The following is a 16,550-nucleotide window of genomic DNA, read 5'->3' as shown; positions in this document are numbered from 1 at the left end:
AAAGACACTATCTTAATAGCGTCGGTTCAAAGTATTACTTTTGTATGGAAAGGGAGGAAGGACAGTACTTTAAAAGAAATAGATACTTCTCTGGCAGTGTCCATTCTCAATTTCTCATCTTCTTCTCTCATATAGAGAGTGTAGTTTTTCTCTTTTCTATTGCTTGCACCTGGAATGTCCACTTCCTTCAATTCCTCGAACACATCCGTTTTCCGGGAAATTACCGCTTGGTCGACAGTTGCATCCGAACTGCCGTAAGAGCCATTCAAAATGATACTATAAGCGGTTGCAGGCATCTCCTTCTCTTCCTTATCCACCACTTTAGAATTATAGATGGTAATGGGAACAATGAAAGGATTCTGAACGTTTACAGCCACTGCATTATTTGTTTTATCGAGTATAGCCGAGGAAACAATTTTATCTTTTGAGATGTGTATGTACGCAATAAATAAAAGGGAAATTATCGCAAAAGGAAGTAATATTCGATATGGCTTGCGTAGTTTCATTCTTGTACCGCTCCCAACTGTAAAGCTTGATGCTCTATACCTTCCCTTTTACATATCACCTTACACCCCAATTTAAACATCATTTCTAGTTTTCAGTTTCTTCGAAGTTTTCAATCTCATCAACAAGCTCCCCCTTTTCATTAAAGAGTTGTGCTTTATCCCCTTTGTTGTTCCACAAATGGTCGCTTAGCCAATGGATATATTTTTTGAAATGCTTTTTTTGAGCTCCTGAAGTAATATACATCATCTCACCTGGTGCAAGCTTATAATTTTTAGGAAAATCAAATGTTTGGTATCCTTTCTGGCTGATAAGCTTCCAATCTGTCAGGTCGATTGTTTCTGTCCCTTGGTTCTGCAAGGTAACTGTTTCCTCTTTTACGTCAAGGTCTGTAATTGTTATAGTATTAGTCTTGGTTCTTTCCTTGCTATTTGCATACAGCCATGGTCGATCATTGACAAACAACAGCGTTCCATCCGTCGAGAACACGATATCCCCTGCTTCTGCCGTATTATAGATATCTGCACCGCTTTCAATCAATCTGTTTAGAACAGGCAGGTGTGGATGACCAAAATCATTGTTCCTTCCGGCGGAAATGACTGCGATTTTTGGTTTTACATCCTTTAGGAATGCAGCTGTAGAGGAACTGTTGGATCCATGATGGGCAACCTTCAGAATGGTGGATTCCAGATTGTATTTTCTGCTCAACCGCTTCTCTTCCATCTCTTCTGTATCTCCCATAAAGAGGAATTTTATTTCCCCGTAGGCAACCTGGAGAACGATGGAAGCATCATTTGTTTCCTTTTTACCAACACCGCTATTAAGCACCTTCACTTTTAGATCCGGATCAAATTCAAGCTTCATTTTTTCCTTGGCATATTGCACAGGAACAATGTTATTCCAGACGTACTGCTTGTACTGGATGAAGGACAATGTGGAGTGCGCTTTTCCACTATCAAGAATTTTCTTTACAGGTATTTCCTCAAGTAGAGCCGGAATTCCACCAATATGGTCAAAATCAGGGTGAGTGATGACCAGCAAGTCGATTGAGGTAATGGAAAGCTTTTTTAGGTAGTCTATTAATTTGGGTGCCGACTCCCTCGGACCGGTGTCAATAAGCACTTGGGAGCCATTTGGTGTCTGAAGAAGAATGGCGTCTCCTTGCCCTATATTTATGTAGTGCACCTTTAATGATGCTATCGCTTTTTCGGTTCCGGACGAAGTTTCTGCAATTGTATTTGTATAAACGGGAGAAGACAGATGGGGTTTTATTTGAATGTCGGTAGATAGTTCTGCACCAAATACAAGTATGGGTGTATTGGTATGGATAAATGCAAATGCAATAATAAAAGCACAGATGAACTTTTTCATGAAAACCTCTCCCCCTAGAACATTTCACTCGTAATGTTACTATGAGGGAGAAGCTGCTATATTATTCGTTCTTCTCAAAGCTTTTCGGTCAATATTTACCTATTTAGCTCTTTCAAACCAATGTTGTCGAGGTAAATCAGCCCACTTCCGGTTTGATTGAATTCAAATATGATTTCATTAATATCCTGATAGTTGATGCTTGCCATATTTTCCTGCAAGAACGCCAATGGCACCTCATATGTCTGCAGCATATGCTCGTAATTATTACCGAATCTCTCATTCCACCAGTCGAATTTGTATAGCTTTGTGGAATAGGTCGGTTCGATTTGCACTGTTGTTCCAATGCGGCTATCCAGCTTAAAGGTACCTTTTGGTTTTACCATGACAGAAATGGGGATGGCCTCCTCTTCGAATCCTTCTGGAACACGAATTCCATAGAAGTCATATCGGCTCGGGTGCAGTTGTACAGCATCGAAACTTAGAACTGTCTCTGGACCGAGGGTTTCAGAGATTTCATCCGGAAGTTTCACTGTATATCTTCCAGTGGTCCCGCGCCAGCCCAATTTTACCACTTCATTTCCCTGGGGCTCATTATTCCTTAAAGTCAGATTAACCTCCTTCCAGACTTGCAGGTTATGGCCATGAAGCTCTCCCGCTTCCTTCGTCATGGTAGTTACATCCACATCCTCTTCGTACGTTGCAAGAGGTGTGAACGAGTTATCTTCATATTTCAATCTGACAGGATCGGTAGGAATCCACGAAGAGGCGGTCTCCTTGTTGGAAAAGATTTGCCGATATTCCTCTCTACCTTTTAATGTTGCATCGAGAAAGGCTGCTACATAAAGCTTTGTCATTTCCCGCTGTAGATCGGGTTCCATAATTTCTTTTCGGTTCATGAACCACCAATACGGGGAAGGTTGGTCGACTTCCCAATCGGAATTGAATTGGCCATGATTCGCTCCATAAAGATAAATGCTGCTTTTGAAACCATCAAAATCATCCGAGAAACTGACCCTTTCATACTGTCTAATACCGTAATAATTGGTATGATCGGTATCGTTTGCCCCTTGAATAGTCAAATAGTTGATATCTTTCAATTCAACGGGCTGGTCACCAAGCTTGAATCTTCCGTCCCCTGGGGAAAGTCCGATTAATGCTTTGATGGAAAAATCGAAATTCATGGTTACCTTCGCATTATTTGGCAATCGGTCCAGATCATTCATCAGCGCAGCCAAACTGACAGCCTCCCCACCACGGGAATGACCGATTAACCCAATATTATCCATATCCACTTTTCCGTATAAGGGATGCTGTTTATCATTATTCCACTTCCCCCACTGATCCAAATGCTTAAGGAACATCCATGCCCTTCCTGCATTATCCCAGCCAATATGTCCCGACTTTCCGGAGTTAAGGAAGTTTTGATCTATGGAAACGGCAATAAATCCCTTACTCGCCAGAAGTTCGCCAAGATACTCATATCCCCCATCCGAAAAATCCGCCATATTATGATTCCCATGAACTATGAGTACTAAAGGAAAGGGCTCTTCAGAGGATTCATCCGGCATCCATACTCTCCCATTTAAAGGAGCTTTGTTTAGATTAAAACCCCAGAACCACTCACGGTACCATTTGTTGAAGCCTTTTGGATGAACGATAAATGAAGACATATTGACTGTGTTCGTCTGATATGTAACGTCTCGGTATTCCTCTCGTCTCTGATCCTCTCCGCTACCATAAGTAAAATTAGTAATGTCGTAATCACCATTCACAGCAGGATTGGCAAGAGAAGGATTCATCGCTTTGTCTGCTACCTCCAGACTCCATGCCCCCTCTCTCCCTTCAGAAAAGATGGAAAAGAAAAACAGACCATGCAGTAATACAGTTACAGACCCTAAAGCGACTAAAGTGAAGCCTCTCCGTTTTCTTGCACTTCTTACCAGTTTAATAGAAAATCCTGTCCATGCACCCAATATCAGTAGAAAATAGCCCATCATCGTAAAGAACGGTCCCAAGTATGCCCCAAGCGTAATAATCCCTGCAACAGCACCCAAAATGCATGCGACCAGTAAATTGGGCAATTTTACCAATATTTTTAGAGCAATCCAACTAATAAATGTTCCTATTACGATGCTGAGGAATGCAGTAAATAGAGTAAACGAAAAATCAAACCATTTTCCAGCTCCGGTATAGAAGAAAAAGCCCATGATAAAAACCAACATCAGAATATAAACAAATAATCCAAGAATACTTGCTTTCCAATTGCGCTCGATAAAACCAACCACCGTTTTTCCAACTAATAAAAGTGCCCTTTTTATTGCGTTCATTTATAGTCCCCTAAATTAAAATGTATAAAATCCTTTAAATCATATACTTTTCTATTATCCTTTTTTGCATTTCTCTATTTCTTGTTCTTCCTAGTACACTTAAAATGATATAGGCAAAAAGAGAAAATACGACTGGAAGCACTACACTGTGCATCCCAAACACTCCATCCGTAAATGTTACAATCACTATGTAGGATAGTACTCCTACGAGGATCGAGCCCAGAGCCCCATAAGCATTTCCTTTTTTCCAATACAATCCAAGTACAACAGGCCAAATGAATGCAGCCTCAAGTCCGCCAAAAGCAAATAAATTTAAAGTAATGAGGAAGTCAGGAGGGCTGATTGCCATAAAAAATACAAGTATACCGACTATTCCTGTTACTCCCAGGCTCATTTGACGAATCTTCTTTTCCGGAGCATCGGGACTCACATAATTCAAGTAGATGTCTTTCACAATGGATGAGCTTACTATCAAAAGAAGGGAATCTACTGTAGACATGATGGCAGCCATCGGAGCAGCCAATACGATACCAGCCAGCCAGGGAGGAAGTACCTCCATTGCCAGCAGGGGCATCACAGTGTCCGGTGTCGTAAGTCCCGGGAGCACCGCTCTCCCAAAAACACCTGTCAAATGCATCCCTAGCATAATGAATCCGACAACAATAGTACCGATGATCAAAGCTGTATGCATGGCCTTTGAATTCTTGTAGGACATTGCCCTTACTGCCACTTGAGGCAATCCCACTACCCCCACTCCCACCAAAATCCAAAAGGAGGAAACATAAAGCGGTGTGAGCGTGCCGTCCGCCCCAAAAGGAGTAATCAGGTTCGGATTTTCAGCAGATAGCTCTCCCATTATGGCAGGGACTCCCCCGCCTGCGACGATTGTCCCGGCTAAAATGATCACCGTCCCTATCACCATCACCACACCCTGTATTCCATCTGTTATCGCCACCGCACGAAAACCTCCGATAATGACGTAGACTAAGACAGAGACCGCAAAAATGAATAGCGCAGTTGTATAAGAAAGGCCTGTAATCGATTCAATGAGGATTGCCCCGCCTATCCACTGTGCTGTCATGGCGGAAAATAGAAAAATGATGATACTTGCAGCGGACAGAATGACAACCCACTTGTTCTGATAACGTTCCTTCAGGAAATCGATCAGGGTGATTGCTTTCATTTTACGTGACATGATGGCAAACTTCTTCCCCAGAATAGTCAGTACAAAATACCCTGTCACCACTTGGATCATCGCAAGCATGACCCAGCCCAGTCCCGTATGATAAGCAATCCCCGGCCCACCAATGAAGCTTGATGCGCTTCCATATGTTGCAACCATTGTCATGGCCAAGAGCAGACCACCGAGCTCCCTCCCTCCAAGAAAATAGTCCTGCACGAAGGAGTTGGAACGGGAAAGACTTCTAGATGCAGCAATTCCTATAAGAAATATAAGGATTAAAAAAACGATAAGCGGAAGAATCACACCTATTTTCATCGTTCGTCCCCTTTCTCCGATTCAAGGGGAAGATCTTGAAAGAGATTTCTCACAACAACTATCACAATAACAACTATTAGGATAAAGCCGAGGATACAGCTATAAAAAAACCATTCCGGAAAACCCAGGATATAGGAATAGGAATCCACCGGTCTTGATCCGAATCCATAGCCGAAACCATACCACCAAATAAAATGAAATATAGCCAACCCGACGCCTATCCATGCCTCTTTATGCGCAATGGGATAACGCCAGTCTTTTTTTATCATTCTATCTCTATTTTTTTCCAAAACGAGATCCTCCTTTCTCAATTTCTATTATGATGGACTTTGCTCCGTCTCTGTTCATTTACTGTTCATTATTATTGTGTTTCGCCCGGCACGTTTTGCCTCATACAATCTATCATCCGCCATTTTCACTAAATTGGAAGATTCAGTTTCCGTACATTCCACACATCCGAAACTCATGCTTATGGTGAATTCTTTTTCATTTGCCTGAAAGCGGAGATTTTTAATTTTTTCTTTTAATTCAATCAAGGTAGATGCTACATTTTCGCGATCGGTCAATCTGAAAAGTATCGAGAATTCTTCCCCACCATATCGGTAGGCAATACCTGAATTTGCTTCCACTACATACTCCATAACGGAACCTACTTTTGCCAATACCTGGTCTCCCATTTCATGACCGTATTTATCATTGACGCATTTGAACCTATCCAAATCAGCAAGTACCAACCAAAAATGCTGTTTCATATGTATATAATCCTGCAAGGTTTCCTGAAAGGAGCGATGGTTTTCCAAATTTGTTAAATAGTCCATTTTAGCCACTCTTTCCAAAGCCCTCTTTTCAAAATAATGCTTTCTTTCTCTCGTTACCAGAAAGCCCCCTAATAGCCCCATAAGCAGCATGAATAATTGATTCATGGAGTACACCAACCAATAGTTAGTGGAGAAAGGTGTTCCTGAGGTTATCGTGATAAGAGTCGTTCCTATACTTAATAGGAAAGAAAACAACACCGCACCCTTCAGCTCCCAGTAGATTGCAACATGCAATATGATGAGATAGGAGATGGGAAATAGTGGAGAGTAGACCCCGCCTGTAATGGCAATCAGCCAAATGAATGCCACATAGTCAAAGATCACTCCTCCTTTTGTATTCCAAAAATAGAGAGAAGTACCTTGCTTTGATGTATGCAGAATGACCTGTGTGACTGCCATATAAAGAAATCCGAAAACCCATAACACCAAAAACCCAAGCCAATCATAGGATAAAGGTGCTTCCTGATATAAAAAATAGAAAACAATTGGCGCCACTATTAAAAATAGCCAGCGCAAGAGAAAAAAGCTAATTTCTAAATGATGATCCGATTTTCTGATAGTATGGTTCACCTTTTCCACGCCTCACTAATATCATTTGCCTTTATTTGTACCAAACGCCCTTGTAGCCATCATTTCTACAGTCAGGTCGTCTGCAGGAGGATTATGCAAGCCTGATCGGACGTCCCGATAATGCCTTTGAAGAGGATGATCCGAATGCAGGCTTTGGGCACCTACCACCCTCATCGCTTCATCCACTATGGATAATGCAGTATTTGTTGCGATATATTTTGCAGCTGCAAGCTCTTCCACCAGTTCATTCCGAGTGGCCGATGAATCGTCCCACTTCTTGGCTACACTATATATAAAATGCCTCGCAGCAGTTAACTCTATATCGATGATGCCAATCCGCTCCCGAACTTTCGCGACCTGGCTAATCGGATGTGGAAGACTGTTTGGCTGATAGGATTCCGCAAACTGGACAGCTTCGTTTCGCGCTGCTATTGCAATCCCTAGATAGCAGGCAGGTATATGCAGCAGCCAACCTTGAGGTTTTGGCTCCATTGTGCCTTTCTTAATATAAAGGAGGCCTTCTGAATCAATTTTAACATTTTCCAAGACCAAATCATCGCTTCTTGTGGCACGCATACTCATAGAGTTCCACGTTTCGCGAATCGAGAGACCTTTCAAATTCCTGGATAAAAGGAACTCCCCTACTTCATGGGTACCTGCAATGGTGGCAGAGACAATGATATAATCAAGGATTGGTGCCATGGAAGTGAAAGTTTTCCTTCCATTAAGAACCCATTCTCCTGCATCCGTTTTAATCGCACTCGTCTCTGGAAGCCCCCCTCTTGCCGGGCTCCCTGTACCTGCCTCTGAATGAGCCGAGTTGATGGTCTTTTTATCTTGAATAATGGAAGTGCATATCTTTTTAAAAGTTTCTTCCGGCCAAGCTAGGTATGTTGATACATTCATCATAATCCCCAGATGCCAGCCCAAGCAAAGAGCTGTAGGACCATCGCCTTGAGCGATCGTCTCTTGAAGAAGAATAAAGTCGTACAGTCCAAACCCCTTGCCGCCATATTGCTCAGGTATGGTGGCATCCAGAAGGCCAGCTTTCTTTATCTCATCGAAATTTTCAAAAGGAAACTTTGCTTGTTGATCATAGTTTGCAGCACGAGTTGCAAAAGAGGCAGAAAGATGTTTGGCAGCTTCAAGTAGATCCTTCTGAGACTCATTCGTTTCAAAAGTAGGAAGGTTATTCATGCTTTATTCCCCTTTTCCAGTATTTCTATTATTTTATCACAAAGACAATAAAATCCTTTCATAATTTAGCATTATCACTATACACCCTATCATTTATAAAAAAGATTTTTGTAGAAAAAGATCGAAAGATATCAAATATTTAAAATATAAAGAATTATTTTTTAATTGCTATGTTTTTTTTCAATTTGCAGTAGTACAATAAAAAATGAAATCTTCATAGATTTCTATTTTTGTAAAATACAAGGGGGTAATTTTGTGAAGAGTAAGTTTTATCTTTTTTCCGCTTTACTGTTAGTTGTTGCACTTTTATTGTCTGCTTGCAGCTTTAGCGAAAGCACGAGCAATAGTAATAACAACAACGAAACAGAGAGTCCGACTGATTCGGATAAAGAGGGTACCACCGATGAAGAGGATTCATCTCCAAAGGTCCTTCGACTTAACAATGGATCAGAGCCCGGATCCCTTCATCCAGCATTGGCTCAAGGCACGCACGATTCATGGATTCTTGAGCATACATTCGAGGGATTGACCAAGAAGAATGCAGAAGGGGATATTCAACCCGGTATGGCAAAGGAATGGAATACGGAGGACGGCGTAACCTGGACGTTTACTCTGAAGGATGATGTTTACTGGTCCAACGGTGACCCTGTTACTGCAGAGGATTTCGAGTACGCTTGGAAGCATGTATTGAATCCTGCTACTGCAGCCCAGTATTCCTATCAGCTCTACTACTTAAAAGGCGCAGAAGCATACAACTCTGCTGAGGAAGGTGCCGACCTTGCGGCATTGGAAGCTGAAGTAGGGGTAAAGGCTGTTGACAGCAAGACTTTGGAAGTAACGCTTGCGCAACCGACACCATATTTCTTGGATCTAACATCTTTCTATACTTACTATCCAGTAAACAAAAAAGTTCAGGAAGCGAATAAGGATTGGGCTTTGGAAGCAGAAACGCATGTTTCAAACGGTCCGTTCTACTTGGCTGACTGGAAGCACAAAGAAAGCATCGCAATCAAGAAGAATGATGAATATTATGAAAAAGACATGATAAAGCTTGATGAAGTTCAATTTGTCATCATTGATGATGAGAACACAGCGTGGCAAATGTACCAGGCAGATGAACTGGATCTAGTATATCCGTTGCCACAGGATGTTCAGGGTCAATTGATGGCGAGCGATGACGCTGAATTCCATATCGGACCTGACCTGGCAGTTTATTACTTCAATATCAATAATACAGAGAAGCCGTTTAACAACGCTAAAATAAGAAAAGCACTTTCCCTGGCTATCGATCGTCAGACGATTGTAGAACATGTTGCACAAGGTGGCCAGACACCTGCATACTCCATCGTACCTCCTGGAATTCCTGATGTGAACGGTGACTATCAGGAAAATACAGGGAAATTATTTGAGGAAAATGCAGAGGAAGCGAAGAAGCTTCTTGCAGAAGGTCTTGAAGAAGAAGGTATGGATGAGCTTCCTTCCTTTGTATATTTGTATAACACATCCGAAGGACATAAAGCCATCGCTGAGGCAGTACAGGAAATGTGGCGTAAAAACCTTGGTGTGGAAACTACGCTTGAAAATGCTGAGTTCCAAGTCAAATTGGACAGTGAGCAAGCCGGTGACTATACTGTTTCCCGTGCAGGCTGGGTTGGAGATTATGTAGATCCGATGACATTCCTGGATCTTTGGGTAAGTGATGGACCATACAATGATGCCCGCTTTAAAAACAGCGAGTATGACGGGCTTATCTCGAAAGCGAAATCTACTCTTGATCAAGCGGAACGCATGGAAGCAATGCACGCGGCAGAAAAGATCCTTATGGATGAAATGCCAATCATCCCAATCTATTTCTACACAAAACCGTATGTATTAAAGCCATCCGTAACAGGCATTTATGACCCAATCAACAGCTATCCACAGTTCAAGTATGCTGACATAAAGTAATGATGTGTGGAAGAGAGAGGGCCATTTCGGGTCCCTCCCTTCTTTTTTTAAAAAGGCTCTTTTCGTTACGTTTGTTGTTTATGTCCGTAAAAAATCGGCTTTTGGATTTTTTACAGCATCTATCCTTGTATTATTCAAAGGAAAATAAATCTATTACACGGGAAAAGAGCTCGAAAGCAAGTAATTTTACGTGTTTACGTTGGATACGTCAAAAAGCAACAATGTATGCGAAAAAGGCCTGAAAAATGCTAGTTATCGGGGGTCACGATTCATGCTGAAATACACGTTAAAGCGATTAGGATGGGCAATCCTGACTTTATGGGCCATCATTACACTTACCTTCATCCTGATGCATAGTGTTCCTGGAGATCCATTTGCAAGAGAGGGCACCATGCCTGAATCCGTTAGGGAAAATCTAAATCGTTATTATAATCTGGACAAACCGAAGATCGTTCAATATGGACTTTATTTAAAAAGTGTTGTGATTGACCTGGATTTTGGTCCATCCTTAAAATCTTCTACACTGACGGTCAATGATTATATCAGTAAAGGCTTTCCCGTATCTTTCCATCTAGGTATACAATCTCTTATCATCGCCATTTCTTTCGGTCTGATATTAGGCATTATCGCCTCCCTTAACCGAAACAGGTGGCCGGATTACATTGCCATGATTCTTGCCATTATTGGCGTATCGGTTCCAAGTTTTATTCTTGCCACCATCCTCATCAACTATTTTGCGGTGGAGTGGAGACTTCTCCCTGTTGCCACATGGAAATCCTGGGCCCATACCATTCTTCCTTCCATATCTCTTGCGATGTTGCCTATGGCCTATATAGCAAGACTGATGCGTTCGAGCATGCTCGAAGTAATGGGGCAGGACTATATACTGACAGCCACTGCAAAAGGATTATCCAAGAGTACTATTGTCATAAAGCACGCTATTAGAAATGCGATTCTGCCAGTCGTCACAGTAATTGGTATCATTGCAGCCAATCTCGTAACAGGAAGCTTCATCGTGGAAAGCATCTTCGGCATTCCCGGCATGGGTGACATGTTTGTAAATGGTATCTTTAATCGTGACTATCCTGTCATTCTCGGATCCACCATCTTCTACAGCGCCATTTTGATTTTCCTCATATTTATTGTGGATGTTGCTTATACCTGGATTGATCCAAGAATTAAGGTGACAGGAGGCAATGGGTGATGGGAGAAAAACAATATTCGAAAGATTTTGAGGCTATGTTTGAAAGGGTCGAACATTCCTCCTCCGAGCAGGAAAAAATAGCCGGCCCAAGTATATCCTATTGGAAGGATGCCTGGATCCGATTAAAAGACAATAAATTGGCTATGGTCGGATTTATCTTGATTATCTCGATGATTGTAATGGCAATAATCGGCCCTTACTTGAGCGGCTATTCCTATTTTGAACAGGATTTCACCAAAAAGAATCTCCGCCCTAACAGTGAGCATTGGTTTGGCACCGATTCTTCTGGACGTGATCTATTTACAAGAGCGTGGTACGGAGCACGCTATTCCCTGCTTATCGGATTGATGGCTGCCCTTATCGACTTTGTATTTGGGGTATTATACGGTGGGATATCCGCCTTGAAGGGTGGCAAAATGGACAACATCATGATGAGGGTAGCTGAAGTCCTTTATGCAATTCCCTTTTTATTGATGGCGATTCTCATGATGGTCGTCTTGGACCGGGGTCTTCTATCCATCATCATCGCTTTAACTATTACTGGATGGATACCGATGGCCCGGCTTGTAAGGGGTCAGATGCTGCAACTGAAGGAATATGAATTCGTCCAAGCTGCAAACGCCATGGGAGCAACAACAGGATGGAAATTGCGAAAGCATATGATACCTAATACTTTGGGACCTATATTGGTCAACATGACATTAACTGTCCCTACTGCCATTTTTGCTGAAGCTACACTCAGCTTTCTTGGTTTAGGTATTCCTGCACCAAAAGCAAGCTGGGGTACAATGGCAAGTGATGCACTGGGAAGCATTCTGATAGGTAATTTTTATCAGCTTCTTGTCCCTGCCATCCTCATATCTTTAACCATGTTTGCTTTTAATGTATTCGGAGATGGTCTACGGGACGCGCTAGATCCTCGCTTACGAAAATAAAGGAGGAATCTTTTTTGGCAAACCTATTAGAGGTGGAAAATTTACACGTATCCTTTCACACATACGCTGGAGAGGTTCAAGCCGTAAGAGGCGTTTCCTTTACTGTAAAGGAAGGGGAAGCGGTAGCGATAGTAGGTGAATCGGGCTGTGGGAAAAGTGTGACAGCCAAAGCGATTATGCGGCTGCTCCCCCCTGGTATTACCGATATTAAGGAAGGCAACATAACCTTTGCTTCCTCTAACCTGCTAGATTTACCTGAGAGAAAAATGCAATTATTCAGGGGAAAAGAGATGAGTATGATTTTCCAGGATCCAATGACTTCCTTGAATCCTACCATGAAAATCGGGGAGCAGATAGCTGAAGGGCTGATGAAGCATAACAAAATCTCATCCAAAAAAGCAGAAGTACAGGCTGTTGAACTGTTGAGGATGGTAGGTATACCGGAACCGGAGAGAAGGGTCAGACAGTATCCTCATGAATTTTCAGGTGGAATGAGGCAGCGTGCCATGATTGCAATAGCCCTAGCCTGCCAACCCAAGCTTTTACTTGCCGATGAACCCACCACTGCGTTGGATGTTACGATTCAAGCTCAAATACTGGAGCTATTGAAAGAATTGCAGCAGAAGCTGGGGACCTCCCTTGTTCTAATTACTCATGACCTTGGAGTTGTTGCAGAAACATGTGAACGTGTAGTTGTCATGTATGCAGGACAAGTGGTGGAAACAGGGAAAGTGAAGGATATTTTCAACAATCCCCTTCACCCTTATACACAAGGCCTCTTGAAAACGATACCAAGGATCGATCGGGACAGAAAGCAAACCTTGGAGCCGATACCCGGGACTCCTCCTGACCTTTTGGATCCACCAAAAGGGTGTGCATTCTTCGCCCGTTGTCCTTATGCCATGAAAATATGTCAATCAGAGACACCGGAACTTTTGGAAATAGAAAACAAACAACTGGCCAGATGCTGGTTACACCACCCTATTGCCAAACGTATGTACCAGGAAAGCTAGGAGGTCGGAGAATGGCAGGAAGCAATGCTTTAGTAGAGATTAAGAATTTACAAAAATACTTTTCTATCAGTGGCGGAACCGTCAAAGCGGTGGATGGGGTAGATCTCACCATCCACCAGGGGGAAACTGTGGGTCTTGTAGGGGAAAGCGGCTGTGGGAAGTCGACCATCGGTAAAACAGCGATTCGATTACTTGAGGCTACTGCAGGGGAAGTTCTTTTTGAAGGAAAGAATATCTTCTCTTTATCACCGAGGGAAATGAAGGCGTTACGTAAAGATGTACAAATCATATTCCAGGATCCTTATGCATCCCTCAATCCAAGGATGACCATTGAAGCGATTATTGGTGAACCACTTGATATCCATCAAACATTGAAAGGCAAGGAAAGAAAGGATCGGATCAAAGAATTACTGAGACTTGTAGGATTGAACGAGGATCACATGCAAAGGTTTCCACATGAATTTTCTGGAGGACAAAGACAGCGTATCGGAATAGCAAGAGCACTTGCCCTTCAACCAAAATTCATTGTATGTGACGAGCCTATTTCCGCTCTTGATGTATCCATCCAGGCTCAGGTCGTCAATCTACTAAAAGAATTACAGGATCGATTTAATTTAACCTATTTATTCATAGCTCATGACCTCTCCATGGTGCGCTACATATCAGACCGAATTCTTGTTATGTATCTGGGTCAGATGGTCGAGCTTGCAGATAGCGATGAGCTATGCAAAGAGCCATTGCATCCCTATACACAAGCTTTGTTATCAGCAGTACCGACTCCTTCACCCAATGGAAGACGTGAAAGAATTGTACTGGCAGGAGATGTCCCAAGTCCGATGAATCCTCCTTCCGGCTGTGTGTTCCATACAAGATGTCCGCAAGCCATGGAAACATGCAGAGTGGAGAAGCCCAAATGGCAGGAGGTCAAGCCAGCACATTTTGTTGCATGCCATTTGTATGAATAGACTTTTATTACCCTATTATTATAGTGCAAAAGAACCTTTTAATAAGGCTCTTTCAATCGGTAGACAACGTCGAGGTAATACGCGGTGTCTACCGTTTTTGTGTACTTGTATAATATAGCCCGTTGATTTCCGTTCCAGGCACTGCGCTTTACGCGGGGCTTCCGAGAGCCTCCTCGGCTGCGCCTGTGGGGTCTCCACTAAACGCAACACCCGCCGGAGTCTCCGTGCCTTCCACTCCAATCAACTGAGTTCTCTGAATTTATTATTAAAGGATAACCACGTGTTTATTAAGATAGAAATAGATAACATGTGAGGTGATAATGATGCTTACTATAGAGAGCCCTTTTCAGTTTGTAGGACAAAGCTGTTAGGAATGGTCACTTTTGTAATATGTATTAGTTACATTCTATTTACCTACTCAAACTTGGAAAGTGCTTCTTTTACAAAATCTAGATCCATCCCCATATTCAAGGCTATCCGCTCCGCCCATTCCTCTTTTGAAGAGAGCGCTTGCTCGACCTTCAGTCCGGAAAGACTGCTTTCAAAGCTTTTCCAGTTATAAAATTCCCAGTGGGTAATTTCATCGGTCCCTTTCCTTCTAACCCTTTTTTCACATAAGGCTTTCCAGATCCTAGCTTGGGACAATTCACCTGCCATGTGTAAATCTTCAATGGTATATGGCGTTAAAGGAAATATCTGTTTGGAAATTTTACCATTATTTCTTATATAAGATATAGTGAATTCCCCTTTTTCCGCTTCAACTTTTACACATGCCCCTGGAAAAAAGCCCTCCAACCTCTCTTCGCTAAATCTATCATGATTTCTCTCTACAAGGATGGGTTGGATCCATTGGTCGCCAAGATCGCAATAGTACTTTTCACCATTTTCTCCTAATGCAATCACAGCTATATGTGCCTTCTCATCAAAAAAATCATGACCGATTGGATATGCCTCAATGCCAGCCTCCTTCAATTCAGCAAGGAGCCAGATTGCCAAATCAAAGCAGTTTCCACTTGCTCCAAATCTTTCATAATGCTCCTTCATTTCCATGACAGACCGCTGCTTCTTGTCCCTCTTATCATAAAAATAGGCTTTGGTGATGGTATCCATTCCCACACCATCAAATTTTCTCCAAACCTTTAGGATGTTCTTTGGCGCCTCCACATTCATTCGTCCCCTCAGAAATATTTTATACTACCCATTGTTTCTATAAGTTTCATAGATTGGAATTAAGACTGCACGACACTCTTTTTCATAAAACTCTATGGGTCCGGCTCCCTCAATCACGGCGTATCGATAATTCATTTTCTTCAACTCAGACAAGCAATGCTGCAGCAATTGTGCTCCAAGTCCCTTGCTTCTCTCACCCTCAACAACCCCCATTGGTCCAAAGGTTCCTTTTTTATTTTCAAAGGACTCATAGCATGCAAATCCTACAATTCTATCTTTCTCTAAAGCTAGAAAGATGGATATTTCATTTTTTTGAAACCCATTTTTAATGGACTCTATCCATCCTGAACCAAACTGCTTCTCCACCAACTCCATTAAACCTGCTTGGTCTGTACTGTTTGCTCTTCTAATGAAGGTTGATGTCCCGACACTGTTCGGCACCTGGTAGTCATCCATAGCTACCAGTAAATCCCGAGATGCGCAGACTGCTTTTTCCACGAAAGCTCTATCCTTTTCGGTTAGAATCGAGTGGATAGTGGGATCCAATTTAAGTAGAGCCTGCATAAGATGTCCTTCATTCAATCGGGTCTGATTGTATCGCCGCATCCTGCCTGTCGCATATTTGAATACACTCTCCACTTCAGGAGAGACAGGTACTGTACAAAGCGGTAGAGTTATAGGAGATGAGTGAAAAGGTTTAAGCCTTTTAGAAAACTCTTGCAAAAAACGATATCCATACCCTTTTACTAAATAGGAGGATAATTCTTCACATACTCCGCTATTCTCTTCACACATAGCGAGAAACAAGTGAAATGGAGTAAGAACTTGTTGGTCCTCCACTTTATCCGTTGCCAATTTCAGAATTCGATTTACTCGGTCGGTGAAAACGATGTCCATTCCAACTAACACTCCTCTACAATGTCTTCATATAGTCAAGTTTTACTATGCTTTATTTTATCATTAATGAGGGAATTATTAGAAGCTTTTGTTAATTTTCGACCGCACAAAAAATGGGACGTACCAATTAAGGT

At 42.2% G+C, this 16,550-nt stretch carries 14 protein-coding genes; 5 read left to right on the top strand and 9 right to left on the bottom strand.

All coding sequences use genetic code 11. The features are described 5' to 3' along the window. Window positions 1-26: 26 nt before the first annotated feature. The 7 genes from ACQCT5_RS13065 to ACQCT5_RS13035 all read right to left on the bottom strand — a co-directional run bounded on the left by ACQCT5_RS13065 (window position 27) and on the right by ACQCT5_RS13035 (window position 8,285). Window positions 27-506 (bottom strand): hypothetical protein, encoded by a 480-nt coding sequence (locus ACQCT5_RS13065; RefSeq protein ID WP_499642469.1) that lies wholly within the window; start codon window positions 504-506, stop codon window positions 27-29. 85 nt (window positions 507-591) lie between these two features. Further along, entirely contained in the window at window positions 592-1,875 is a 1,284-nt protein-coding gene (locus tag ACQCT5_RS13060; protein WP_499642468.1) for an MBL fold metallo-hydrolase, read from the bottom strand. A gap of 95 nt (window positions 1,876-1,970) precedes the next feature. Next, entirely contained in the window at window positions 1,971-4,202 is a 2,232-nt protein-coding gene (locus ACQCT5_RS13055) for a hypothetical protein (RefSeq protein WP_499642467.1), read from the bottom strand. Window positions 4,203-4,236: 34 nt separating this feature from the next. Further along, complete coding sequence (gene panF / locus ACQCT5_RS13050) at window positions 4,237-5,700, bottom strand: sodium/pantothenate symporter (RefSeq protein WP_499642466.1); 1,464 nt, start codon at window positions 5,698-5,700, stop codon at window positions 4,237-4,239. Beyond that, window positions 5,697-5,969: a YhdT family protein gene (locus ACQCT5_RS13045; protein ID WP_499642631.1), complete on the bottom strand. Its 273-nt coding sequence runs from the start codon at window positions 5,967-5,969 to the stop codon at window positions 5,697-5,699. The genes panF and ACQCT5_RS13045 overlap by 4 nt, the downstream gene beginning before the upstream one ends. A gap of 75 nt (window positions 5,970-6,044) precedes the next feature. Beyond that, a complete protein-coding gene (locus ACQCT5_RS13040; protein ID WP_499642465.1) occupies window positions 6,045-7,088 on the bottom strand; it encodes a GGDEF domain-containing protein in 1,044 nt (347 codons plus the stop codon). Window positions 7,089-7,109: 21 nt separating this feature from the next. Continuing rightward, window positions 7,110-8,285, bottom strand: coding sequence for an acyl-CoA dehydrogenase family protein (locus tag ACQCT5_RS13035; protein ID WP_499642464.1), 1,176 nt, complete (start codon window positions 8,283-8,285; stop codon window positions 7,110-7,112). A gap of 255 nt (window positions 8,286-8,540) precedes the next feature. Between ACQCT5_RS13035 and ACQCT5_RS13030 the strand changes: the two genes are divergently transcribed. The 5 genes from ACQCT5_RS13030 (at window position 8,541) to ACQCT5_RS13010 (ending at window position 14,349) form a co-directional block, all read left to right on the top strand. Continuing rightward, a complete protein-coding gene (locus tag ACQCT5_RS13030; RefSeq protein ID WP_499642463.1) occupies window positions 8,541-10,232 on the top strand; it encodes a peptide ABC transporter substrate-binding protein in 1,692 nt (563 codons plus the stop codon). A 271-nt stretch (window positions 10,233-10,503) separates the two neighbouring features. After that, window positions 10,504-11,436 (top strand): ABC transporter permease, encoded by a 933-nt coding sequence (locus ACQCT5_RS13025; RefSeq protein WP_499642462.1) that lies wholly within the window; start codon window positions 10,504-10,506, stop codon window positions 11,434-11,436. Then, window positions 11,436-12,371, top strand: a complete 936-nt coding sequence (locus tag ACQCT5_RS13020) for an ABC transporter permease (RefSeq protein ID WP_499642461.1) — start codon at window positions 11,436-11,438, stop codon at window positions 12,369-12,371. Before ACQCT5_RS13025 ends, ACQCT5_RS13020 begins: the two co-directional genes overlap by 1 nt. A 14-nt stretch (window positions 12,372-12,385) precedes the next feature. After that, on the top strand, window positions 12,386-13,384 hold the full coding sequence (locus tag ACQCT5_RS13015) for an ABC transporter ATP-binding protein (RefSeq protein WP_499642460.1): 999 nt from the start codon (window positions 12,386-12,388) through the stop codon (window positions 13,382-13,384). 11 nt (window positions 13,385-13,395) lie between these two features. Beyond that, window positions 13,396-14,349, top strand: a complete 954-nt coding sequence (locus tag ACQCT5_RS13010) for an ABC transporter ATP-binding protein (protein ID WP_499642459.1) — start codon at window positions 13,396-13,398, stop codon at window positions 14,347-14,349. Window positions 14,350-14,763: 414 nt separating this feature from the next. Here ACQCT5_RS13010 and ACQCT5_RS13005 read toward each other — a convergent pair whose 3' ends face one another. Beyond that, a complete protein-coding gene (locus ACQCT5_RS13005) occupies window positions 14,764-15,513 on the bottom strand; it encodes a hypothetical protein (RefSeq protein WP_499642458.1) in 750 nt (249 codons plus the stop codon). 30 nt (window positions 15,514-15,543) lie between these two features. Continuing rightward, window positions 15,544-16,416: a GNAT family N-acetyltransferase gene (locus ACQCT5_RS13000; RefSeq protein WP_499642457.1), complete on the bottom strand. Its 873-nt coding sequence runs from the start codon at window positions 16,414-16,416 to the stop codon at window positions 15,544-15,546. Between the last annotated feature and the right edge of the window lie 134 nt (window positions 16,417-16,550).

The sequence above is a fragment of the Sutcliffiella halmapala genome, from assembly GCF_050107295.1.
In the GTDB taxonomy this organism is placed as follows: Bacteria; Bacillota; Bacilli; order Bacillales; family Bacillaceae_I; genus Sutcliffiella_A; species Sutcliffiella_A halmapala_A.
Note: the sequence above shows the minus strand (reverse complement) of the source record. Positions and strands in the feature narration are given on the sequence as shown.

Bases quoted from the DNA above. Each gene is read 5' to 3' on its own strand.
- ACQCT5_RS13065 (WP_499642469.1), bottom strand. From the start codon at position 506: ATGAAACTACGCAAGCCATATCGAATATTACTTCCTTTTGCGATAATT.
- ACQCT5_RS13060 (WP_499642468.1), bottom strand. From the start codon at position 1,875: ATGAAAAAGTTCATCTGTGCTTTTATTATTGCATTTGCATTTATCCAT.
- ACQCT5_RS13055 (WP_499642467.1), bottom strand. From the start codon at position 4,202: ATGAACGCAATAAAAAGGGCACTTTTATTAGTTGGAAAAACGGTGGTT.
- panF (WP_499642466.1), bottom strand. From the start codon at position 5,700: ATGAAAATAGGTGTGATTCTTCCGCTTATCGTTTTTTTAATCCTTATA.
- ACQCT5_RS13045 (WP_499642631.1), bottom strand. From the start codon at position 5,969: ATGATAAAAAAAGACTGGCGTTATCCCATTGCGCATAAAGAGGCATGG.
- ACQCT5_RS13035 (WP_499642464.1), bottom strand. From the start codon at position 8,285: ATGAATAACCTTCCTACTTTTGAAACGAATGAGTCTCAGAAGGATCTA.
- ACQCT5_RS13025 (WP_499642462.1), top strand. From the start codon at position 10,504: ATGCTGAAATACACGTTAAAGCGATTAGGATGGGCAATCCTGACTTTA.
- ACQCT5_RS13020 (WP_499642461.1), top strand. From the start codon at position 11,436: ATGGGAGAAAAACAATATTCGAAAGATTTTGAGGCTATGTTTGAAAGG.
- ACQCT5_RS13010 (WP_499642459.1), top strand. From the start codon at position 13,396: ATGGCAGGAAGCAATGCTTTAGTAGAGATTAAGAATTTACAAAAATAC.
- ACQCT5_RS13000 (WP_499642457.1), bottom strand. From the start codon at position 16,416: ATGGACATCGTTTTCACCGACCGAGTAAATCGAATTCTGAAATTGGCA.